The sequence below is a fragment of the Parafannyhessea umbonata genome, from assembly GCF_012844235.1.
Classification (GTDB): domain Bacteria; phylum Actinomycetota; class Coriobacteriia; order Coriobacteriales; family Atopobiaceae; genus Parafannyhessea.
This window is the reverse complement of record NZ_JABAGR010000007.1, coordinates 66,090-89,181: the sequence shown is the minus strand read 5'-3', so window position 1 is coordinate 89,181 and position 23,092 is coordinate 66,090. Positions and strand designations below refer to the sequence as shown.

The window sequence follows — 23,092 nt, the reverse complement described above, 5'->3', positions numbered from 1 at the left end:
GCGTCTCCCTCCTACTTCAGCTTCCTAGTCCACCTGGTCGTCCCCGCGCCTGCGATTGATTGCGATGACCGACGCCGTCACGATGACGAGCCCCGTTCCCACGGCCATGGCGATGCCGCTTCGACCGGTGACCGGCAGGCTCGTCTGCAGGCGGTCGCCCACGGTCACGCGCGCGGTTCCCGTCGCGGCGTCCGCGATCTTCTCCTTGGAGTCCTTTTCGTCGATGACGCCGTCGCCGTTCGCGTCGATGCCGCCCGTGACATAGCCGTCACCGCCCAGCGTCCGTACCGTAAGCCTGTAGGCGCCACCGTCATCCGTGCCAAGGGAGTTTGGCAGCACGTATGATGGGCTGAACTCCACGCCGAAGTCAGGCACCTTGTCATAGGTTCCGTCGTCCGTCTTGGGCGCCTCCGTCTCATGGATGGTATAGGTGCCCGAGTCGATTCTCGGTGCGTCGATCATGCCCTTCTCGTCCGTCGTAAACACGAACGGCGTGCTTCCCAGGGAGCCGTCCTCCTGGACGTACTTATTCTTCGATCCCTCGTCGTCCGGGTCGGTCGCCTGAATCGTGAACTTGGCGCCCGCGAGCGGTCGCTTCGTCGCGGCATCGACCTTGCAGATGTCGAGTCTGAACGTGTAGTTCGTCGTCCCTCCGCCGTGGGACGTTCCCTTGCTGTCCGAGTTCGGGTTGTTGGAGTACGTTATCTTCGCGTCGTTCCTGTTGCCCTTGCCGCCCATGACGGCCTTCTCGTTGATCTTCGCCTTGTAGGTGACCCTGATCGTGGAGGAGGCGTCCAGACCGTCGATGGCCTTGACGTCCTCGCAAGTGAGCCTGAGCGTCGTAGTCCCATCGGCATTTGACACGCGCTCCACCTTGAACTTGCCGGTGGCGTCTCGAGTGACGGGGCCGCCCTTCTCGTCCGTGCAATCCACCTCGACCTTGACGTCGCTGCCAAGCGTCAGGCCTTTCGACAGCGTGTCCTCGAACTGGTAATAGTACTTGTCGTAGCTGTCGAAGTTCATCGGCAGGGAGCCCTCCAGCCTGTACGAGAGCTCCTGGCCCATCTGCGAGTCCGCGGCGATGCTTCGCCTTCCCGCGTCGTCCGTTACGGTCTTCCCCAAGTGGGGAAGGTCGGTCTTCTCGGTCACGTCCACGGGCTCCGTGCCCACCAGCACGAACAGCGGCGACGTGCCGCCAAGGTAGACCTTGCCGTTCGTCGAGGCGGGATCGGTCACGAAGAGCCAGTACCCCTGGTCCACGCTTGCGGCGACACCCGGCTTCGCCGTGACGGTGCTCGTCTTGCCGGAGACCGCCTTTGCGATCTTACCGACGGGATCGGTCGCCTTGAGCCAATAGGCGTCCTTCTGCACGTGCGCGCGAATCCACACGGCCGCATCCTGGGCGGTCGTGCCCCTGTACGAGGCGTCCTCCGCTCTGATGACCCCCTCCACGGCGGCCTTCACGTCGTCGTTTGCCCACTGCACGTCAGAGACCGACCCGTCCTTTCCCACGGCCGCCTTGAACACCTGGTAGCCAAGGTAGGAAAGCTCGCCCTTCCTGTAGTTGTTTGAGTTGATGGTGATCGAGCCCTTGGTCGCATCCTGGGCCTCGCCCTCCGCCAGCGCCGCTACGGGCGCCAGCTGCCCCAGCGCCAACGAAGCCGCAACGCCGCCCACGAGGGCCACTCGCCCCATGGCCCTTCCAAGTCCTGCAAACCGCGCCTGCCTCGCATTCCCACTCATGCGTCCTCCGTCTCTTGGACCGATATGGTCCCGTGGCCTGTCCGGCGGGCGACTGTCTTGGCTCGCCGGACTCCGTTAGTTCTCTCCGCGCGCTCGGGGATGGATGAAGAGGGTGCACCACGGCGCTTGCAGCTACCTCCCACGCGTCTTGCCGCTGTCTTGCGGCCGTTCCATTTTTTGTATCGCCGCAGCTAGAAGTGGTCGTTTTCTTGCCTTCGACGCAACGTGCGCCCAGCGCCCGAAACGCGGCCCACAGCATCTACACAACCGGACTCGGAGCGTGGCGGGGCGCGCGCCGCGACGCGGCTTGAAACGCACCGGGGCAGTTTCGGCAAAATGCGCCGTGCCCTGCAAATGGTTGCCCCGCGCTGCTAGAATTGGTGACATTGTGAAGAAGACGTTGGAATGCACCTGGCCTGATGGGAGACCAACATGGTTGAAGACGCGGACGAGAAGAACACGGTCATCCGCATAGGGACCGCCAACTATGAGGAGGGCGCCAAGACGGGCCGGCCGACAGAGGACTACGGCGGGGCGAGCGTCGAGGAGCGCGCGGAGGCGATGCGGCGCGGCATGACGGATGAGGACATCGCCGTCCGCAACCGCAGGCCCAAGCTCGACGAGGACGGCATACCCCGCGTGAACCCGCAGGGTCGCGAGCTCAGGGTCATCAACGCGCGCGAGACCTTCGTGGAGAACGACGGCGCGAATCACTACGTGCCGTCGTCCGTGGACGCGCCCGGCCCGGCGTCGTCCGAGGCGCCAAAGCCGGGCGTCCTGCGCGAAGCCGCCAAGATGACGGACCGCATGCTCCACAAGACCAACTACGACGACCCCGACTACTGGGGCCTCGCCGTCGCCATGACGGAGGAGGAGGCCGCGCTCACGCGCCACATGAAGCGCCGCGTGCCCGAGACCCTGGAGCAGGTTGCCGCAGGCGCGGGCGTGTCGAAGGAGAAGGCCCAGGAACTTCTCGACTCCATGTCCATCAAGGGCTGCATCGAGTACAACTGGGAGAACCTGGACGGGAAGAACCCCAAAGGCGAGAAGCGCTACGTCCTGCCCATGTTCGTCCCCGGGGCCGCGGAGTTCACGGTCATGAACGAGAAGCAGCTGAACGAGCACCCCGAGCTCGGGACGTTCTTCGAGCGCATGACGTACCTGCCGCTCACCATGGCCACGAAGATGGTCCCGCCCGGAGGCGCCGGCGTCGGCATGCACGTCATCCCCGTGGAGCACGCCATCAGGCACGAGAACCAGTCCGCGGACGTCGAGCACCTCTCGCACTGGCTCAAGAAGTACGACCACTTCTCCGTCGGCCCGTGCTCGTGCACGTTGTCAGAGCGCGCACGCACCAACAACGCCGGGCGCGACCCGCAGAACTGGTGCATAGGCGTGGGCGACCTGGCGGACTACAGCGTCGAGACCGGCAAGGGCCACTACATCACCTATGACGAGGTCATCGACATCCTGCTGAACGCCGAGAAGAACGGCTACGTGCACCAGATCACGAACATCGATGGCGAGCGCAAGATATTTGGCATCTGCAACTGCGACGTGAACGTGTGCTACGCGCTGCGCACCTCGCAGCTGTTTAACACGCCCAACATGAGCGCAAGCGCCTATCGCGCGCACGTGGACGAGGAGAAGTGCGTGGCGTGCGGAGGCTGCGTCGAGGTCTGCCCCGCAGGTGCCGTGCAGCTTGGCCAGAAGCTCCTCACCAAGAACGGCCGCGTCTCCTACCCCAAACAGCCGCTTCCCGACGACCACGCCTGGAGCGAGAAGGACTGGGACCCCAACTACAAGAACAACAACCGCATCGAGTGCCATGAGTCCGGCACCTCGCCGTGCAAGGTCGCATGCCCCGCGCACATCGCGATCCAGGGCTACCTGCGCATGGCCGCGCAGGGACGCTACCGTGACGCGCTGGCGCTCATCAAGAAGGAGAACCCGTTCCCGGCGGTGTGCGGCCGCATCTGCAACAAGCGCTGCGAGGCCGCCTGCACGCGCGGGCTGGTGGACGAGGCCGTGGCCATCGACGACGTGAAGGCGTTCATCGCGGCCAAGGACATGGAGGCGGAGCACCGCTACGTGCCGGAGCCGGTGATATCCTCCAACCGCGGCCGTCACCTCGAGAAGATCGCCGTCGTGGGTGCGGGACCCGCTGGCCTCAGCTGCGCATACTACCTGGCGAACATGGGCTACAACCCCGTCGTGTTCGAGAAGAACCCACTGCCCGGCGGCATGATGGTCTACGGCATCCCCAGCTACAAGCTCGAGAAGGACGTCGTGGCCGCAGAGATCGACATCCTGCGCCAGATGGGCGTCGAGATCCGCTGCGGCGTGGAGGTCGGACGCGACGTCACGCTCCAGCAGCTGCGCGAGCAGGGCTTCAAGGCGTTCTACGTTGCGATCGGCTGCCAGGGCGGCCGCAAGGCCGGCGTGGACGGCGAGGACGCCGCGGGCGTCAGCACGGCCGTTGACTTCCTGCGCCGCGCGCTTGACGACCCGTCGCACGAGGTCCACGGTGCGACCGTCGTCATCGGCGGCGGCAACGTGGCCATCGACTCCGCGCGCGTGTCCAAGCGCTGCGGCTCTGACGACGTGAGCATGTGGTGCCTGGAGCAGCCGGACGAGATGCCGGCCCTCCCGCTCGAGGTGCAGGAGGCCAAGGACGACGGCGTCACGGTCCACAACGGCTGGGGCCCCGCGCGCATCGAGCTCGATGAGGCGGGTCGCGTCCGCGGCGTCACCTTCAAGCGCTGCACGCGCGTCTTCGACGAGGCCAAGCACTTCTCGCCCACCTACGACGAGTCCGACACCACGTTCGTGCCGTGCAAGAACGTCGTCCTCTCCATCGGCCAGTCCATCGAGTGGGGCGACCTGCTCGCGGGCAGCAAGGTCAAGCTCGGCCGTGGGCAGGGCGCCGTCGCGGACCCCAAGACCTATCAGACCGACGAGCCGGACATCTTCGTGGGCGGTGACGTCTACACCGGTCCCAGCTTCGTGATCGACGCGATCGCCGCGGGCCACGAGGCCGCGATCAGCCTGCACCGCTTCGTGCAGACCGGCTCCTCGCTCACGCTGGGCAGGAACCAGCGCCACTACGTCGAGCTCAACAAGGACGACGTGGTGCTCGCGCCCGGCGACTACGACCACGCCGGCCGTCAGGTCCCCGCATGCCAGAAGGTTACCTCCATCGACCACAACTGGCACGACCCGCGTCGCCAGTTCACGGAGGAGCAGATCCGCAAGGAGACCGCGCGCTGCCTGAAGTGCGGCGCCAGCATCGTCGACACGAACAAGTGCATTGGCTGCGGACTGTGCACCACACGCTGCGAGTTCGACGCGATCCACCTCACGCGCGACGTGCCGGAGGCGTCCGACATGTACACGGCCGAGGACAAGATGAAGGCCATCCTGCCCTACCAGGCCAAGCGCTCGTTCAAGATCGTGCGCACAAAGCTCGCGGGCGAGAAGAGCAAGGCATAGGGACCGCAACACGCCCTTGAGACCAGGGACCCCGGGACCCGCGGCAACGTGCCGCGCGAGTCCCGGGGTCCTTGCTTTACGCCAGGGGCTCCGTCAAAGCGGAGCCCCCCCAAAAAAACATCGTTCGTCTAGTACCTGAGCCCGTGGCCCCAGCTTCCGTCCTGCGCGCAGCACACGTCTGACGCGAACTCCGCCGCGAACGCGAGCCCCGCCGAGTACGCCTCCTCATGTGACGCGCCGCGCTTGAGCCCGTCGAGCGCCTTCACCAAAAACGACGTGAGAAACGAGTCCCCCGCCCCCATGGCGTCGCGCATGTGCTCCACGGGCTTCGACTCCTGACGATAGAAGCGCTCGCCGTCGAACGCGTAGCAACCATCCGCCCCGCGCGTGGCGCTGACCCAGCGCGGCCCAAGCTCGTGCACCTTGCGCAGGCGCTCGCGCGTCTCGTCCACGGTCAGGTCGGAGGCCGAGAAGAACGCGTAGGTCACGTTGGGGGCCACCTCCTGGAAGTACTCCCATGTGGAGTCGTCCGAGAAGTCGAACGAGAGCGCGATTCCGGCGTCGTGGATCTTGTGAAGCTGGCGCTCGGTGTAGCAGTAGTTGCCGGAGTGCACCACGTCGAACTGGCGCAGGTACTCGATGTCGAAGCGGTCGAGGACGTAGCTCGTCTCGCCCCTTATGCCGCCTTGGTTGTAGTCACCCCAGATGCGGTCGCCGTCCGGCGCGATGGAGACGCAGCTGTAGCCGTTTTCGCCCAGAAGCTGCCTGCACTTGACGGTCTCGACGCCCTCCTCGTGGAGGCTGCGTATGACGTGCTCCGCACGGTCGTCGCTTCCGAAGTAGCCCATGTACGCCGCGCGCCGTGCGCCCGCCTTGAGCGCGTACACGGCAAAGTTGACGCAGTTACCGCCGGGATACATGGTCCTCGTGTGCTCGTACACGTCCACGACGTTGTCTCCGAAGCCGCACACGGCGACGTCCAGGTCCTGCCTCTGCATGTGTCCTCCCCCCGGTCCGTTCCGCCTAGTACTCGACGACGCCCATGTAGCGGCGCACGTCCGGATCGTGGTCGAACGCCTTGCCACGCTCGCCGCGCAGCGTGACGTTCATCTCGTAGAAGAAGATGGGGTCCAGGTAGGTGCGCACGGACTCGCCCACGTCCACCATGCCATACGCCGCGGAGTCCAGCACCACGAGGTCGTCCGTATGCGTCTTCAGGAAGCGCTCCGCACGCTCGTCGATGGCGCGGTTGGCGCCGGCGCCCTTCTGCAGGAAGTAGAACACGCCGTCCTCCGTGCACTCGAACGGCCCGTGGAAGTACTCCGCGGAGTTGACGTACGAGCAGTTCTGCCACTGCATCTCCATGAGCGAGCAGATGGCGAAGCCGTAGGTCTGGCAGAACGTGGGACCGGAGCCCAGGACGTAGAGAAAGTCGTGCTTCTGGCACAGTCCCACGAAGCGGGGGCCAAGGTCCGCGGCCACGCGCGGCTTTGCGGCCGCGATGATGGGGTCGAGCTGGGCAAGGCCCCGGGCAAGCGCCTCGCGGCCATCGTAGCCGTCCTGCGCTGCCATGAGCTCGGCCGCGAACGCGAGCGAGAACCCGGCCGGCCGAGCCGCCTGCGGCGTGTCGTCCTCCCACTCGTACACCCAGCACGGCCACTCGCCGTTGTCGATCTTGGAGCCAGCGCGGTTGGTCATGGTGAGGACGTAGGCGCCGCGCTCCTTCGCAAGGCGCGTCGCGGCTATGGTCTCGGGCGTGCCGCCACTGTGGCTGCACGTGACGACGACGCTCGATGGCCCAAGCTGCGCGGGCGGGAATGCGTTGAACTCCGCCGCCGTATAGATGCCACTCACGATGCTCTTGCTTGTTGCGTTAATCAGGCAGTGCGCGGGGTACAGGTCGATGACCGATCCGCCACACGCCACCCAGTACACCTGCGAGACGGCGCCCTTCTCGCCCAGCGCCTGCCTTGCAAAGTCCTTTGCGTCCATGTCCTTCTCCTGTCCTTCCCTTTGTCGATAAGACTATCTAAGCTCGTCGTACACGACGCGTCCGTCACTCACCGCGAGGGCCGCGTTCACGCCCTACACGTTCAGCATGCGCAGCTCGTTGCGGCCGCTATGCGGGCAGAAGGCCGGAGATTGCCGTCACGACCACGCCAAGCACCGCGATGAGCAGGATGAACTTCCAGCACGTCTTCCACCACTGGCCAAAGCTGATCTTGGAGACGGACAGTCCCGCAACCGTCATGCCCGCCGTGGGGCTGATGGAGTTGATGGTTTGGTTCGCGAGGCAGAGCGCGGTCACCGCGGCCTCCGGGTTCACGCCCATGAGCTGCGTGAGCGGCCCCAGGATCGGCATCGTGAGCGCGGCGAGGCCGGAAGAGCTCGGCACGAGCAGCGACAGGAGGCCAAGCACGACGTAGAGGAGCGTGGTATACACGGGCGCGGGCACGCCGGCAAGGGCCGTGGCCATGGCGTTCAGGATCGTGTCGATGATCATGCCGTTCTCGGCGATCACGAGGATGGAGCGGGCGAGCCCGATGATGATGGCGGCATAGGCGAAGTCCGCGATGCCGTGGACGAACTCCTCCGCGATCTCGCGCTCGCTCATGCCGGCGACGATGCCGGACAGCACGCCCATGCCAAAGAACACGGCGCTGATCTCGTCCATGTACCAGTGCTGGGTGACGAGGCCCCAGATGATGATGCCCATGCCGACCGCAAACACCACGAGCACGCCCTTCTGGCGCCCAGAGAACGGCTGCGCGATGGCGTCGTCCTGCACGGAGAACTCCACGCGCTTCTGGATGTCGTCCTTGTAGGTGATGGAGCTCTGCGGGTCCCTCTTCACCTTGCGGGCGTAGCGCATGACCCAGACGATCGCGAGCGCGGTAAACACGACCCAGACGATTGCGCGCAGCCACAGCTGGGGGTTGCCCTCGATGCCGACGATGCCCTGCGCGATGAGGACGTTGAACGGGTTCACGGTCGAGGCGATGTAGCCGATGTTCGGTCCCATGAAGCAGATGAGGAACGCCGTCATGGAGTCGTATCCCAGAGCCATCATGATCGGGATGAAGATGGCGTAGAACGGGAGCGCCTCCTCCGACATGCCAAACGTCGTTCCGCAGATGGAGAGAAGGACCATCACGATGGGGATGATGAGGATGTCGCGGTCCTTGAACCTTCCGATAACGTGGCTGAGCCCCGCGTTTATCGCGTTCGTCTTCGTGATGATGGCGAACGACCCCCCGATGAGAAGGACGAACGCCACGACGTCGGCGGCGGCCTGGATGCCCTGGGTCGGTGCCTCGAGCAGCTGCATCACGCTGCAGCGGAGGTCGACCTTCTCGCCCGTCTTGGAGTCGGTGTAGACCTTGTCCTGCGGCTTGTAGGTTCCAGCCACGGCGACTTCCTTCTCGCCCGCGGCGGTCTGGATGGTCTTGCGCTCGTACGAGCCTGACGGAACGATCCACGTGAGCACTGCGAACACCACCATGAGCAAGAAGACGATGGTGTACACGTGCGGCAGGCTGAACGACCTGCGCTTGCGACTCGAGCTCTCCCCTGACATGCGGCACCTCCCGTATAGACTGCTGACACGTACCTTCGCACGTTATATCTTGTTATATAACGTTATAGTACGTAATGCAATCCCGGGCGCCAGCTCCGACTCGAGCGTTTTCCCAAGCGCAACAATATGGCCCGCGGGCGGCGCGGGCCATGGGCCGTGTCAGATGTTGAAGACGTACAGGCTGCACACGATGTACTGCTTGCCTATCAGGAACGGGCGTCTGTCCTGGTCCGTGAAGTCGATCTTCTCGTAGAACAGGGGCTCCCCAACCGACACCTTCAGGGCCGACGCCTCCTCGGGGCTCGCGCGGACCACCTCGAGCGTGCAGAGGTCGTCGCCGCGGGGGACGCGTCCGGTCCGCCCCTTCACGTAGTCGAAGATCGACGCGTCCTGAAGGTCCGCCTCGAGCAGGAACTCGAAGCCCTCGAGCGGATAGAAGTTGTTCTCGAGCATGATGGGCACGCTGTCCGCCGTGCGCAGGCGCTTCACGTGGACGAGCTCGGCGCCCTCCCCAAGGCCCAGGAACTCCCTCTCGGCCTCGCGCGCCTTTACGACCTCGACGCCCAGCACCTTCGCGCCCGCGACGCGACCGTCCTCCGCGCAGGTCTCCGTGAAGCTCTGGATCTCGCTCTTCTGGCAAATCTTGCGAATGAGCTTGCGCCGGTTCACGAAGGTGCCCTTGCCCTGCTTCTTGCTGAGGTAGCCCTCGGCAGCGAGCTCCGAGACGGCCCTTCTCACGGTGATCCTGCTCACGGAATACATCTGCGAGAGTTCCGCCTCGGAGGGGATGCGACAGCCCGCTGGGTACTTTCCACGCTCGATGTCGTCCTTGAGGTCCTCCATCACCTGCTGGTAAAGCGGGGTCAGACCGCCTTCCTCAAGCTTCATGCCAAGCCCTCCAAACGCCAGCGCCAAGGGGAAACTTCCCCCCGGCCATAACAACTCTTTATCTAAATATAAGGGTAGGCCACGTATTTCGCACCCATCCCATGGACGAGCGTGCCCAATTGCGACGTTTAGGCGCCCGGTCGCCATGACCGGCGCCGATCCCCAGGAATGTGATAACGTTCTATTACGTTTTATTCTCGATGTCGAAAGGCTCACCATGGCACGGCACCACCCCAAGAGGGACTCCCGGGAAATCGACGGCATGGCGCCCCAGGGCAAGAAGACCGCAGGCGAGAAGGACTGCATCCTCTGCGGAAGGCACGCCGAGGGCATGGCCACCGTGTACCTGGGCCGCAGGTCCGGTGAGGACGGGGACGTCGAGTGGAGGCCTTACAGCCGCGCGCTCTGCGACGATTGCGTCGACGAGCGGCTGGACGACGGGCCGTTCCAGGTGCTCGTATGCCTCGCCCTCCAGGTCTGCTGGGTGCCGCTCTTCTCGCACGGCGTGTCCGCGCTCGGCATCGGCGGCGCGCTCGTGGCGGCCGCCGGCATCGCGGGGCTCGTCCGGCGCGCGCTCGCCCTAGCGTGGCGGCATGCGACGGAGGACGTCCGCAGCCGGATGCCAGAGTGGGCGCGCGACGACACCAGGGAGGAGCGGGCGAGCAGGGCGCTGGCCAGGATCGTGCGAGACGACGCCGCGAGCTCGGGGCTCCTCGTCCGCACGCTCAGGGAGTACGGGCGCGCCGGCGGAGGGACCGACGCGTCCGTCTAGTGCTTCTTCCGCTTGTAGTGCCTGCGGGTGGCGTGGGCCGACCCCTTGCGCGCGCCGGCCTTCAGGCGGTCCATCACGTCCTTCTCGCTCGTTCCCTCCAGACGCGCCTGCAGCTCCACGATCTGGTCGCGGAGCCGCGCGGCGCGCTCGAAGTCCATGTCCGCGGACGCCTGGAGCATCTCGTCCTGAAGTGAGCCCATGACCTGGGCGACCTCCTGCTTCGGCAGGGCAAGAAGCTCGTCCGCCACGGACTGGACCGTCCTCTCGTGCTCCTCCTCGGCATCCCCCTGGAGCTCGCCCTCGCCGCCGGCCGCGGTGAAGAACTTGCCGTCCACGCGCGACTTGGAGCCAAGGGTCTCGTCCGCCTCGGCGATGAAGCTCGTGACGTCCGTGATCGACTTCTTGATGGTCTTCGGGACGATGCCGTGCTCCTCGTTGAACGCGATCTGGATGCGCCGGCGGCGCGCCGTCTCGTCCATGGCCTCGCGCATCGAGTCCGTCACGCTGTCGGCGTACATGATGACCTTGCCCTGGGCGTTTCGAGCGGCGCGGCCCATGGTCTGGATGAGCGAGCGACGGTTTCGGAGGAAGCCCTCCTTGTCCGCGTCGAGTATCGCGACGAGCGATACCTCGGGGATGTCCAGGCCCTCGCGCAGCAGGTTGATGCCCACGAGCACGTCTATCCTGCCGAGCCTCAGGTCGCGGATGATGTCGATGCGGTCGAGGGTCGCCGTGTCCGAGTGCATGTAGTTCACACGGATGCCCTCGTCCAGGAGGTGGTCCGTCAGGTCCTCCGCCATGCGCTTCGTGAGCGTGGTCACGAGCACGCGCTCCTTGCGGGCGACGCGGATCTTTATCTCGTCCAGGAGGTCGTCTATCTGACCGCGCACCGGCCTGAGCTCCACCTCTGGGTCGAGCAGACCCGTCGGCCTGATGACCTGCTCCACCTCGTTCTGGCTCACGTGCTCCTCGTAGTCGCCGGGGGTCGCGGACACGTAGATGAACTGGGGAATGCGCTGCTCGAACTCGTCGAAGCGCAGCGGCCTGTTGTCGAGCGCGGACGGAAGGCGGAAGCCGTGGTCCACGAGCGTGACCTTGCGGGAGCGGTCGCCCTCGTACATGCCCCGGATCTGCGGCACCGTCACGTGCGACTCGTCGATGATGCAGAGCATGTCGCTCGGGAAGTAGTCGATCAGCGTGTACGGCGGCTCGCCCGGCCTGCGGCCGTCCATGTGCCTCGAGTAGTTCTCGATGCCGGAGCAGTAGCCCATGGTCTCGAGCATCTCTATGTCGTAGCCGGTCCTCTGGCTCAGGCGCTGCGCCTCGAGGATCATATCGTTGCCCTTCAGCTCCTTGACGCGGTGCTCGAGCTCCTCCTCTATCGTCTTGATGGCGTGGTTGATCTTTGGCCGCGCCGTAACGTAGTGGGACGCCGGCCAGATGGGGATCGCGTCGTACTCGCGGACAACCTCGCCCGTGACGCCGTCTATCTCCGCGATGAGCTCCACCTCGTCACCGAAGAAGCTTATGCGCAGCGGGTTCTCCGCGTAGGGCGGAAACACGTCCACGGTGTCGCCGCGCACGCGGAACATGCCACGCTGCAGGTCGTAGTCGTTGCGGTCGTACTGGATGTCGATGAGCTCGTGCACGAGGTCGTCGCGCTCAAGCGGCACGCTCTTGTCCACGTTCGGCGCAAGACCCGCGTAGTCCTGGGGGCTGCCGATGCCGTAGATGCAGCTGACGGACGCGACCACGATGACGTCGCGCCTGCTGAGGAGGCTCGACGTGGCCTGATGGCGGAGCTTCTCGACCTCCTCGTTGATGGAGGCGTCCTTCTCTATGTATGTGTCCGTCTGCGGAACGTAGGCCTCAGGCTGGTAGTAGTCGTAGTAGCTCACGAAGTACACGACGGCGTTGTTGGGGAAGAGCTCACGCATCTCGCTCGCGACCTGCGCCGCGAGCGTCTTGTTGGGCTCCATGATGAGCGTGGGCTTCTGCACCGCCTCGATGGTCTTTGCCATCGAGAAGGTCTTGCCGCTCCCCGTGACGCCCAAAAGCGTCTGGTAGCGGAGGCCGTCCCTCACGCCCTTCGCCAGGCTCGCGATGGCCTTCGGCTGATCGCCGGCGGGCTGGTAGGGAGAGACGACCTCGAGGCGCTCGTCCCCATGCTCCATGCCAAAGCGCTTGAGCTCCGCGCCGTAGCGCTCCTTCGCCTCGCGCGTCCCGGCAAGGGGCTCGTACTCGATGCGCTCGCCCTTCTCGTCCACGAATGAGCGCTCTTCCGCGGCGGGCGCGTCTCCCCGCGGGATATCACGCGCGCCATCCGATGCCACCTGACCCATGCACCCTCCAAAGCGAGAGAAACGAACTAGAACAAGTGTACCCAACAATGCGCGGGGAAGTCTACCCCTGGGACTGGATTCCGTCCGGGTAGAACTGCTTGTAGCGGTCGTACGCCTCGTTCACCCTCACGAGGTAGGACGCCGTCTCGGAGTACTGTATCTGGGACGAGATGTCGTCCCCGTTTGCGAGCCACTTCGACACCGAGCCGAGCCCCGCGTTGTACGCCGCGATGACCTGGTCGCGCGAGGAGAGGTTCTTCTGCAGGTACGAGAGGTACGCCGTGCCGTACATGATGTTCGTCTCGGCATCGGTGAGGTTGTCGGGCGGGTACGCGGACGAGTCCACCAGACCCATCTTCGCCACGGCCTCGGACGTCGACGGCATCAGCTGCATGAGCCCGACGGCGCCCGCCGAGGACTGCGCCTGCTCGTCCCAGTTCGACTCGCACTTGATGACCGCGCAGATCAGGTACTCGTCCACGCCGTAGCGCCGGGAGGCCCGCTCAATCACGTCCGCATGCTCCACGGGATAGAACACGCGCCTCACGATCTGCGTGGGAAGGAGACTTGCCCCCGCGCAGGCGACGCACACCGCCAGCATGCACACGATCGGTATGGTCCTGAACCATCGCCAGAATCTGGTGTCAGCCATGCATCACGTCCCTCTCGCCGCCCGCCTTCCAACCGGCTCGCTCGTGGGCGTCCCACCACGCGCGAACCTTGGATGCAAGGTCCTTCTCGTCCCCGTCGTTAACGATCTCGACGTCGCTCTTCGAGCGCAGGTAGTCGTCGCTTGGCTGGCGCGCCGCCCGCGCGTCGAAGTCCTCCTTGGACATCCCGCGGCCGATGGCGCGCTCGCGACGCACCGCCACGGGGCAGGTCACGCACACGACCTCGTCGGCCATGCCGAGTGAGTCCTCCATGCGGTCGAGCAGCGGCACCTCCACCACGGCGCACGGCGGCTCCGCCGAGGCGCATGCGTCCTGCGAGAGCGCCTGCTCGAGCCTCTGCCTTATGTAGGGAAGCTCGATGCTCTCTAGCAGGCGCGCCGCGTCCTCACACGCGAAGGCGCGCTTTGCGAGCAGGCCCCTGCGCAGCGCCCCCGTGTTGGGGTCGAGCACGTCCTGCCCAAACGCGTCCGCTATCGCGAGCGTGCACTCGCCCCCGGGCTCGAGCACGTCGCGCGATATGCGGTCCAGGTCTATGCGCCACGCGCCCAGGCGCTCGAGCTCGCGAGCCACGGTCGACTTGCCAGACGCGATGCCACCCGCAAGGAACACGATGTACATGCTGCCCACCCTTCGCTCTTCCGCGCAAGACGCGCGGCGGCACACTATCATCTCACGCCGGGGACGTGCCATGCGCCCATCCCAAAAACCAACAGACGGAGCGCGACCGACGGCCAAGGCACGTGTCTAACGCATGGGGACGGCCGCGCGCAAGGCACGACCGTCCCCTCCTCACCCCCGTGTTGCCTCGCGGCGCCTACGAGTGGATGTCGAACTTCTGCTTGCAGCGCGGGCACGTGATGCGGATGTGGCCCTTGCCCCTGGGGACGCGGACGCGCTGGTGGCAGTTGGGGCACGTCGCGTGCTTGTACGTGCGGGCGTTCTGCAGCGCGGCCGCCGGGTTCGTGATCCACGGGCGCGCGGGGCCCAGCTTCGATGCGAACGCCATGCTCTCCTTGCGGCGGCGGTTGACGTCCGTCGACACCATCCTGAACACGGCATACGCAATTAGGAGCAGAATCAGCACGTAGATGACGGTGTTGTTCGCGAAGATGTTTACGATTGCAAGTATGACCGCAAGCTCGAGCGTCGCGATTCCCAGCTCGTCGGCACCGTTGCGTCCCCGCATGAAGTCCTCGACCTTGTTCTTGAAGTCAGCCATTGACCAGACCCCTCGTTCCCGTGCGCCCAGGCGCGCCCGAATCTACCTACATTGCATGGTGCCCATTATGGCAGTTTCTAGTCCGCGGGCAAAGGCACGGACCCAGCAGAGAAGAACGAGGGGCCGCCGAAGCGACCCCTCGCGAAAATGCACCTAAAGGCGTGGCTCGAGGCTACTCCTCGACGGGCTTCTCGTCCTCCTCGGGCTTGTCCAGAGGCTTGACCTCGACCTCGACGCCCAGCGTCTCGGCAGCGGCCTTCATGGACAGGGAGATGCGACGACGGTCGAGGTCGATCTCCATGACCTTGACCTGGACCTTGTCGCCCACGGAGCAGACCTGGGACGGCTGGTCCACGTGCTGCTTGGCCATCTCGGAGATGTGCACGAGGCCCTCGACGCCGTCACCGAGGTCGACGAAGACGCCGAAGGTGACGAGCTTGGTGACAGTGCCCTCGACGATGGCGCCGACGGGATACTTCTTGACCAGGGTCCTCCAGGGATCCTCGGTGGTCTGCTTCAGGCCAAGGGAGATGCGCTCGCGGTTGAGGTCCACGTCGAGAACCTGAACCTCGACCTCCTGGCCGACCTTGACGACCTCGGAGGGGTGGTTGACGTGGTTCCAGGAGAGCTCGGAGATGTGGATGAGGCCGTCGATGCCGCCGAGGTCGACGAACGCGCCGAAGTCGACGATCGAGGACACGGTGCCACGAAGGCGCATGCCAGGCTTGAGCTTGGAGAGGATCTCCGAGCGCTCGGCCTTGCGGGCCTCCTCGAGGACGACGCGGCGGGAGAGGACGACGTTGTTGCGGTTGCGGTCCATCTCGATGACGCGGGCCTCGATGCGGGTGCCGAGGTAGGCGTTGAGGTCCTTGACGCGACGAAGGTCGACGAGGGAGGCGGGCAGGAAACCGCGCAGGCCGATGTCGAGGATAAGGCCGCCCTTGACGACCTCGATGACCTCGCCCTCGACGTTCTCGCCGGCGTTGAACTTCTCCTCGACGCGGTTCCAGGCACGCTCGTACTCCGCGCGCTTCTTGGAGAGGATCAGGCGACCCTCCTTGTCCTCCTTCTGGAGAACGAGGGCCTCGATGGTGTCACCCAGGGAGACGACGTCCTCGGGGTTGACATCCTTGCGGATGGAAAGCTCGCGGGCGGGGATGACGCCCTCGGACTTGAAGCCGATGTCCAGCAGAACCTCATCGTGCTCAATCTTGACGACGGTGCCCGTCACAAGATCGCCCTCATCAAAGTCGGTAATCGTACCGTCGATGAGGCTGTTCATCTCCTCGTCGGACATGTCATCCAGGGAGAAGATGGACGAGTTCTGAATCTCACTCAAAGGTGGACCCCTTTCGAAAACGGGGCCCCGATCAACATGATCGCTGCCGGGCGCTCAGCGAAGGTGCGTTTGCGCAGATGGAAACTTACATGCTCTCGGGGGCCTACAGATACGTTTGCATGGGCAATTTACCCATGCGTGGGATAGAGTACCTTTAATCGACCCAAGATTTCAAGCACTACCTGTGGATTTCAGGAATTTCATTTCGCGTGCAAAACTATCGGGCACAAGAGTAATGTTTCTGTTGTTCATACCTATGAGAGGACGTGTCGTGATCAGGGCAGTGCTTTTCGATCTTGACGATACCCTGCTTGACATAAACCTCACGGCGTTCGTGGCACGCTGGGCCTCGGGCAAGGCCCGGATACTCGCGAAGGTCTCCGGCATTCCCTACCCCATCGTGATGGAGCGGCTCGCGCGCAGCTACATGCGCGTGAACGACCAGACCCGCGACGACCAGCTGACGAACGAGCAGCTCCTGAACGAGACGTTCTTCTCGCTCACCTCCATTCCCCTGGATGACCCGGCCATCGCGGACGCCATCGGCTTCTACGAGCGCGAGTGCCTCGAGCCCCTCAAGGGCGGCATCGTGATGGCGGCGCCGCAGAGGGGCGCGCGCCAGACGGTCGAGAAGGCCCTGTCGATGGGGCTGACGGTCGCCCTTGCCACCAACCCCACCCTCACCATGGACGTCGACCGCGTGCGCATGCGCTGGGCGGGCGTGGACGACATCGACTTCGCGCTGGTGAGCCACATCGCGAACTCGACGCGCACGAAGCCGTGCGCCCGCTACTACCAGGAGTTCGCCGCGCAGCTCGGCCTGGCGCCACAGGAGTGCCTCATGGTGGGCAACGACGCGACGCGGGACTTCCCGCGGCCGGACATAGGCATGAGCACCGCGTACGTCGGCCACGGATGGCCGAGGAAGGCCGTCTTCCGCGGTCCCATAGAGGCCCTGGGCGCCCGTCTGCCCGAGATCTTGGACCTCCTCAACTCCCGTCAGGGCCTGCGCTGACGCAGGCCACGGCACGCCCATCGCAAACGATCCCCCGCAGGAGGAACCCATGGACCAGAACGCCTACGCAAACCACGTCGCGATACTGAAGGAGGAGCTCGTCTGCGCGCTGGGGTGCACGGAGCCCATCGCCGTCGCGCTCGCATCCGCGCTCGCCAGCGGCGCGCTTCGGGCGCGCCCGGAGCACCTGACCGTCGCATGCAGCGGAAACATCATCAAGAACGTCAAGAGCGTCACCGTGCCCAACTCCGGCGGCATGCGCGGCATCGAGGCCGCGGCCACGCTCGGCGCCATCGGCGGCGACCCCTCGCGCGACCTCGAGGTGCTCCAGTCCGTTCGCCCCGAGGACATCGAGCACACGAAGTCGCTCGTCTCCGCGGGCTTCTGCGACGTGGAGCTCGCCGAGGACGTCCCGAACCTCTACGTGCACGTCACGGCGACGGGCGCGGGCCACGTCGCCGTCGCCTGCATCGAGGAGCGCCACACCAACGTGTGCGAGCTCACGCTCGACGGCAGCCCCACGACGGTCGCGGGAAGGGCCGCCACGGGCGAGAAGGACGCGGACGTCGCGGGCGGGGCTGACCGCTCGGCCCTCACGCTCCAGTCGATCTGGGACTTCGCCCACGAGGCACGGCTCGAGGACGTGGACGAGCTCGTCTCGCGCCAGATACGTACGAACCAGGCCATCTCGCGCGAGGGCCTCACGAACCGCTGGGGCGCGAACATCGGTCGCACCCTCCTGCGCAGCCGCCCCAACGACATCAGCTGCAAGGCGCGCGCCGCGGCCGCGGCCGGATCGGACGCGCGCATGAGCGGCTGTGCCATGCCCGTCGTGATCAACTGCGGCAGCGGCAACCAGGGAATCACCTGCTCGCAGCCCGTGCTGGAGTACGCGCACGACCTGTGGAGCACGCACGAGGAGCTCGTGCGCGCCGTCGTGCTCTCGGACCTCACGGCCGTCCACGTCAAGTACTTCATCGGCGAGCTGTCGGCGTTCTGCGGCGCCGTGTCCGCAAGCTGCGGCGCCGGCGCCGGCATCTGCATGCTGCGCGGCGGCTCGTTCGCCCAGTTCGAGGCGACCATCGTCAACACCCTCGCCAACGTGGGCGGCATCGTGTGCGACGGCGCGAAGCCCAGCTGCGCCGCCAAGATCTGCGCCGCCGTGGACGCGGCCATCCTGGGCTGCGACATGGCGCTCTCGGACGACAACTTCCTCGCAGGCGACGGCCTCGTCGGCCAGAACGCGGAGGAGACCATCCGCTCCATGGGCTACGTCGGCCGCGTGGGCATGCACCCCACGGACGTCGAGATACTCAACATCATGATCGGAAAGACGGACGTGGACGCCTAGCGGGCGGCCGCGCCGAGGAAGGGAGGCGGCACCCATGCCCGCCATAAAGGCAAGGGCGTTCGTTCGACGCCTGAAAGACCGCATCGCGCTCAACCGGCGGGCGTTCGTACTCTACTCCGTGCTCCGCGCGCTCGTGCTCGTGGTCCTCGTTCGCTGCGTCATCACGGGCAGGTGGGAGGACGTAGCGCTCTGCGCGCTTTCGCTCGTGCTGTTCCTCGTTCCCGCGTTCGTCGAGGACCTCGCCCGCATCCAGATCCCGGGCCTGTTCCAGGCCATCATCTTCTCGTTCATCTTCGCCGCGGAGATCCTGGGAGAGATCGACCACTACTACGTGCTCGTCCCCGGGTGGGACACGGTGCTGCACACCATGAACGGCTTCCTGTGCGCCGCGATCGGCTTCTCCCTCGTCGACCTGCTCAACCGCTCGGACAAGCCCATCAGCCTCTCCCCGCTCTACGTCGCGATCGTCGCGTTCTGCTTCTCGATGACCATCGGCGTCCTGTGGGAGTTCGTCGAGTTCGGCTTCGACACCTTCTTCGGCCTCGACATGCAGAAGGACAGCTTCGTCACGGCGATATCGTCGATCGCGCTCGACCCCACGAACCAGGGCAGACGCGTCGCCATACGCGACATCGCGCGCACGACGGTCACGACGGCCGGCGGGGCCACGACCACGTTCTCCGGCTACCTCGACATCGGCCTCATCGACACCATGAAGGACCTTCTCGTCAACTTCGTCGGCGCGCTCGCGTTCTCCGTCGTCGGCTACCTCAGCCTCAGGCGCGGCGAGAGCGGCAACTGGGCCGCCGGGCTACACGTGACGCCCCTGTCAGAGGACCAGTACGAGAAGAGCGAGAAGTGCCTGGACAGCATCGCCGCCGGCAGGCGCCGCAGGCTCAGGAGGCCGTAGCCCGCACCCCCGCGCCCGCTCGCGCTGGGCTACCGTGCGGGCCTGCCCCACGGGCCTACCCCACGACCCTGTAGCCCGCCTCGCGCACCGCCCGCGCATACGCGTCTGCGTCCGCGGGCGCCTTGCTCAGCACGCGCGCGGTCCCCTTCTTCAGGTCGACCCTCGCCCACGTGCCCGGGACGGAGTCCAGCGCCCCCTCGACGCTGCGGCGGCACCCCTCGCAGTGCATGCCGGCTATCCGCAGGTCCATGCGGTACGGGTAATGGGACTCGTCCGTGTCCGCAACGCGCACGGGCCGCGGACGCCCGCCCTTCTCGCATGCGCCGCCCCCGCAGCAGTCCCGCCTGCCCGTGAACACCTGCAGGGCATGACGCGCCGCGAACACAAAGCCCACTGCCACGACAGCCACTATCACGACGTTTGCCATCTCGTCCTCCAGACGCCTAAGTTAACCATCTCTAACTATAGCGTCCCGACGCGATGGCGCAAGCGCGGGGACACAAGTCGCTAGAAGCCCTCGTCCTCTATCAGGTGCGCGCGATCGTCCGCCGCGGTCGTCGCGAGCTCGTCGCAGCGCTCGTTCAGCTCGGTGCCGGCGTGGCCCTTCACCCACACGAACGTGACGTCGTGCGGCTCGATCGCCCTCAGCAGGCGCTTCCACAGGTCCGGGTTCTTCACGGGCTGCTTCGAGGCATTCTTCCAGCCGCGCTTCTGCCAGCCGGCCACCCAGTTCTTGTTGAACGCGTTCACCACGTACTGCGAGTCAGAGTGCACCTCCACGGCGCACGGGCGCCTGAGCGCCTCGAGCGCCGCGATCACGCCCATGAGCTCCATGCGGTTGTTCGTGGTCTTGCGGTATCCCTGGCTCAGCTCGAGCCTGTGCTCCGCGCCCGCGGGGTCCGTGTACAGAAGCACGGCCCCGTAGCCTCCCGGGCCGGGGTTTCCCCTGGAGGAGCCATCCGTCCACACCACAACCCGCATCTGCCTCGCCGGCGCCTTCCTCACGGCGCCCGGGTTCTGCCTCACGAAGTCGTCAAAGCTCGCCACTACTTCGCCTCCGCCCAGTTCTTGCCATAGCTCACGTCCGCCAGAAGCGGGACCCTCAGCTCCGCCACGCCCTGCATGGTGTCGCGCACCAGCTCGGAAAGGGGCTCGATCTCGTCGTTCGGCACCTCGAAGTCCAGCTCGTCGTGGATCTGCAGCACGAGCCTGCTCCTCAGCCCCTCCTCGCGCAGGCGAGACGGGACGCGGGTCATCGCGATCTTGATGATGTCGGCCGCCGTGCCCTGCATGGGGTGGTTCATCGCGGTGCGCTCCGCGAACGAGCGCAGCTGGAAGTTGCGGCTCTTGATGTCGCGTATGTGGCGCTTGCGGCCGTACATCGTCACGGCGTAGCCGTTCTTGCGCGCAAACGCGATGCTCTGGTCAAGGTACGCGCGGACCCCGGGGTACGCCTCGAAGTAGCGGTCGATCATCTCCTGCGCCTCCGCACGGCCGATCTTGAGCGACGTGGCCAGGCCGTACGCCTGCTGCCCGTACACGATGCCAAAGTTCACGGCCTTCGCGCGGCTCCTCAGCTGCGGCGTCACCTCGTCCACCGGTACGCCAAACACGCGCGCCGCGGTGGCACGGTGGAAGTCCGCGCCCTCGTTGAACGCCGCGACCAGGTGCTCGTCGCCCGAAAGATGCGCAAGCAGCCTCAGCTCGATCTGCGAGTAGTCGCATGCCAGGAACACGCAGCCCTCCGGCACGGTGAACGCCGTCCTCACGCGGTGCCCCAGCTCGGACCTCGTCGGGATGTTCTGCAGGTTCGGGTCTGAGCTCGAGAGTCTGCCCGTCGCGGCGACGGTCTGGTTCAGCGTGGTGTGGATGCGCCCGTCCCTGCGGATGAGCTGTGGCAGCGCGTCCAGGTACGTGTTCTTGATCTTCGCGCGCTCGCGGTAGTCCAGCACCTCGCGCACGTACCTGCTCGCCTCGTAGCCGCCGTCCGCGAAGCCCTCGATCACCTTCGCGTTCGTGGAGTAGAACCCCTTGCGCGTCTTCTTCAGGCCCTGCGTCGGCAGGCCCCACACGTCAAACAGCACGTGGCTCAGCTGCTGCGGCGAGTCGATGTTGAAGTCCTCCCCCGCCGCCTCGTGGATCTCCGCCACCATGCGGTCGATCTCCGCGCCAAGGCCCTCGGACTGCTCGCGCAGGCGCTCCGGGTCCGCGTGCAGGCCCGTGCGCTCCATCTGCAGCAGCACCAGAAGCAGCGGCATCTCCACCTTGCGGAACAGCGCGTCACTGCCGTCCTTCTCCAAGAGCTCCGACAGGCGCGGCATCAGCGCAAGCGCCGCCGCCGCCTCGATCGCGGCCGCGGGCGCTTCGTCCGTGGCCTCTGGCAGCGTGCCGCCCAGCACCTTCGGGTTCTGGTACAGCTCCCCGACCGAGAAGTGCCCGCTGTCCGAGTCGAGCAGGTATCCGGCAACGCCGCAGTCAAACAGCCTCGCCGCGTCCATCTCCTCCGGCGCGATGAGCGCCTCCTCCGCGGAGTCCATGGGGCACACCTCGTGGAGAAGGGCCTTCGCGTCGCCCGCGACCAGGTGCCCCTCGCGGGCGAGCCTCGCGAGGGCGGACGTCGCGGCCCCTCCCTCGAACCTCAGGAGGCCGTCCGCCGTCGCCGCCCACAGCACCTTCGGTGCCTCGTCAAACAGCGCCGTCTGCTGGCCCCTCTTCGCGTCCGGGCTCTCGAGCGCCGCCGCGACCCACGAGCCGGCCGCGACCGCGGCGTCCAGGCGCTTCTCGGCGGCGTCGCCGGAAAGCGGCTTCGGAAGCGCGAGCGAGGGAGCCGTCTGCTCCTGCGGCACGTCGTAGCCGCCCAGGCGCACCAGGCGCTGCGTCATCCCCGTGAAGCCGAGCGCGGAAAACGCCCTCGTCACCTCGGCGGGGTCGAACGTGGGGAACTTCGCGTCCGAAAGGCTCACGTCGAGCGGCGCGTCCGTGCGGATGGTCGCGACCTTGCGGCTCAGCAGCGCGTCGTCTATGTGGGCGCGCAGGCTCTCGCCCATCTTGCCCTTTACCTCGTCCGCGTGCGCGATCACGTTGTCGAGGCTCCCGTACTGCACGATGAGGGCCGCCGCCTTCTTCGGGCCGATGCCGGGCACGCCGGGGATGTTGTCCGACGTGTCGCCCTTCAGGCCGTAGAAGTCCGGCACCAGCTCGGGCGTGACGCCGTGGTAGAGGTCGTCCACGGACTCCGGCGTCATGATCGACACGTCGGACACGCCCTTCTTCGTGGCGACGATCCTCACGTGGTCCGTCGCGAGCTGGTACATGTCGCGGTCGCCCGTGAAGAGCAGCATGTCGTAGCCCTCGGCCTCGCCGCGGCGCGCGAGCGTGCCCAGGATGTCGTCGCCCTCCCAGCCCTGGAGCTCCACCACGGGTACGTCCAGCGCGCGCAGAAGGTCCTTCACCATGGGGAACTGCTCGTGCAGGGACTCGTCCATCGGTGGGCGCTGCGCTTTGTACTGCGGCAGCATGTCAATCCTGACCTGGGGCTTTCCCTTGTCGAACGCACAGATCACGCCATCGGGCGAGAAGGACTCGACCATCTTGATGAACATGTTGAAGAAGCCGAAGAGCGCGTTCGTGGCCCGTCCGTCCGGCGCCGTCATGGGCTGGCGGATCGCGTGGAACGCGCGATGCATGAGCGAGTTGCCGTCGATGACGGCGATGGTCCTTCTGGAATGGTCCTGCGTTGCGGACAGAGTCTCTGCCATGGGGTCTCCTTGCCG

General features: G+C 65.9%; 18 protein-coding genes. 5 read left to right on the top strand and 13 right to left on the bottom strand.

Features of this window, described 5'->3' with window-relative positions:
* Positions 1-24 precede the first annotated feature (24 nt).
* Positions 25-1,695: an isopeptide-forming domain-containing fimbrial protein gene (locus HF885_RS08000; protein ID WP_170104412.1), complete on the bottom strand. Its 1,671-nt coding sequence runs from the start codon at positions 1,693-1,695 to the stop codon at positions 25-27.
* 480 nt (positions 1,696-2,175) lie between these two features.
* On the opposite strand from HF885_RS08000, the gene HF885_RS07995 reads away from it, so the two are divergent.
* A complete protein-coding gene (locus HF885_RS07995) occupies positions 2,176-5,235 on the top strand; it encodes an FAD-dependent oxidoreductase (RefSeq protein ID WP_235927374.1) in 3,060 nt (1,019 codons plus the stop codon).
* 128 nt (positions 5,236-5,363) lie between these two features.
* Here HF885_RS07995 and HF885_RS07990 read toward each other — a convergent pair whose 3' ends face one another.
* The 4 genes from HF885_RS07990 to HF885_RS07975 all read right to left on the bottom strand — a co-directional run bounded on the left by HF885_RS07990 (position 5,364) and on the right by HF885_RS07975 (position 9,700).
* Complete coding sequence (locus HF885_RS07990) at positions 5,364-6,233, bottom strand: PfkB family carbohydrate kinase (RefSeq protein WP_170104411.1); 870 nt, start codon at positions 6,231-6,233, stop codon at positions 5,364-5,366.
* A 25-nt stretch (positions 6,234-6,258) separates the two neighbouring features.
* Positions 6,259-7,227, bottom strand: coding sequence for an SIS domain-containing protein (locus tag HF885_RS07985; RefSeq protein WP_170104410.1), 969 nt, complete (start codon positions 7,225-7,227; stop codon positions 6,259-6,261).
* Positions 7,228-7,354: 127 nt separating this feature from the next.
* Positions 7,355-8,812 (bottom strand): YfcC family protein, encoded by a 1,458-nt coding sequence (locus tag HF885_RS07980; protein WP_206109856.1) that lies wholly within the window; start codon positions 8,810-8,812, stop codon positions 7,355-7,357.
* 159 nt (positions 8,813-8,971) lie between these two features.
* A complete protein-coding gene (locus HF885_RS07975) occupies positions 8,972-9,700 on the bottom strand; it encodes a GntR family transcriptional regulator (RefSeq protein ID WP_170104409.1) in 729 nt (242 codons plus the stop codon).
* A 217-nt stretch (positions 9,701-9,917) separates the two neighbouring features.
* Between HF885_RS07975 and HF885_RS07970 the strand changes: the two genes are divergently transcribed.
* Positions 9,918-10,472: a hypothetical protein gene (locus HF885_RS07970; protein WP_170104408.1), complete on the top strand. Its 555-nt coding sequence runs from the start codon at positions 9,918-9,920 to the stop codon at positions 10,470-10,472.
* On the opposite strand, the gene uvrB is transcribed toward HF885_RS07970, so the two are convergent.
* The 5 genes from uvrB to rpsA all read right to left on the bottom strand — a co-directional run bounded on the left by uvrB (position 10,469) and on the right by rpsA (position 16,043).
* A complete protein-coding gene (uvrB, locus tag HF885_RS07965) occupies positions 10,469-12,646 on the bottom strand; it encodes an excinuclease ABC subunit UvrB (protein WP_170104453.1) in 2,178 nt (725 codons plus the stop codon). The genes HF885_RS07970 and uvrB overlap by 4 nt on opposite strands.
* Positions 12,647-12,875: 229 nt before the next feature.
* The gene (locus HF885_RS07960; RefSeq protein WP_170104407.1) at positions 12,876-13,466 is read right to left on the bottom strand and encodes a lytic transglycosylase domain-containing protein; all 591 of its coding nucleotides are present in this window, start codon (positions 13,464-13,466) and stop codon (positions 12,876-12,878) included.
* Positions 13,459-14,103 carry a dephospho-CoA kinase gene (gene coaE / locus HF885_RS07955; RefSeq protein WP_170104406.1) on the bottom strand — a complete coding sequence of 215 codons (645 nt, stop codon included), beginning with the start codon at positions 14,101-14,103 and terminating at the stop codon, positions 13,459-13,461. The genes HF885_RS07960 and coaE overlap by 8 nt, the downstream gene beginning before the upstream one ends.
* Before the next feature lie 196 nt (positions 14,104-14,299).
* On the bottom strand, positions 14,300-14,704 hold the full coding sequence (locus HF885_RS07950) for a hypothetical protein (protein WP_170104405.1): 405 nt from the start codon (positions 14,702-14,704) through the stop codon (positions 14,300-14,302).
* Positions 14,705-14,876: 172 nt separating this feature from the next.
* Positions 14,877-16,043: a 30S ribosomal protein S1 gene (rpsA, locus tag HF885_RS07945; protein ID WP_090846760.1), complete on the bottom strand. Its 1,167-nt coding sequence runs from the start codon at positions 16,041-16,043 to the stop codon at positions 14,877-14,879.
* Between the two features lie 271 nt (positions 16,044-16,314).
* On the opposite strand from rpsA, the gene HF885_RS07940 reads away from it, so the two are divergent.
* Genes HF885_RS07940 through HF885_RS07930 form a run of 3 tightly spaced genes read left to right on the top strand, consistent with a single transcriptional unit; the run spans position 16,315 to position 19,319 of the window.
* Positions 16,315-17,058, top strand: a complete 744-nt coding sequence (locus HF885_RS07940; RefSeq protein WP_170104404.1) for an HAD family hydrolase — start codon at positions 16,315-16,317, stop codon at positions 17,056-17,058.
* Positions 17,059-17,107: 49 nt separating this feature from the next.
* A complete protein-coding gene (locus HF885_RS07935) occupies positions 17,108-18,409 on the top strand; it encodes a serine dehydratase subunit alpha family protein (RefSeq protein ID WP_170104403.1) in 1,302 nt (433 codons plus the stop codon).
* A gap of 34 nt (positions 18,410-18,443) precedes the next feature.
* Positions 18,444-19,319, top strand: a complete 876-nt coding sequence (locus tag HF885_RS07930; RefSeq protein WP_170104402.1) for a hypothetical protein — start codon at positions 18,444-18,446, stop codon at positions 19,317-19,319.
* A gap of 55 nt (positions 19,320-19,374) precedes the next feature.
* Here the strand turns inward: HF885_RS07930 and HF885_RS07925 are convergent, their stop codons facing one another.
* The 3 genes from HF885_RS07925 to polA all read right to left on the bottom strand — a co-directional run bounded on the left by HF885_RS07925 (position 19,375) and on the right by polA (position 23,077).
* Positions 19,375-19,746 carry a heavy-metal-associated domain-containing protein gene (locus tag HF885_RS07925; RefSeq protein ID WP_170104401.1) on the bottom strand — a complete coding sequence of 124 codons (372 nt, stop codon included), beginning with the start codon at positions 19,744-19,746 and terminating at the stop codon, positions 19,375-19,377.
* Positions 19,747-19,826: 80 nt separating this feature from the next.
* Positions 19,827-20,300: a ribonuclease HI gene (rnhA, locus tag HF885_RS07920; protein ID WP_170104452.1), complete on the bottom strand. Its 474-nt coding sequence runs from the start codon at positions 20,298-20,300 to the stop codon at positions 19,827-19,829.
* A gap of 65 nt (positions 20,301-20,365) precedes the next feature.
* Positions 20,366-23,077 carry a DNA polymerase I gene (gene polA, locus HF885_RS07915; RefSeq protein WP_170104400.1) on the bottom strand — a complete coding sequence of 904 codons (2,712 nt, stop codon included), beginning with the start codon at positions 23,075-23,077 and terminating at the stop codon, positions 20,366-20,368.
* Positions 23,078-23,092: the final 15 nt, after the last annotated feature.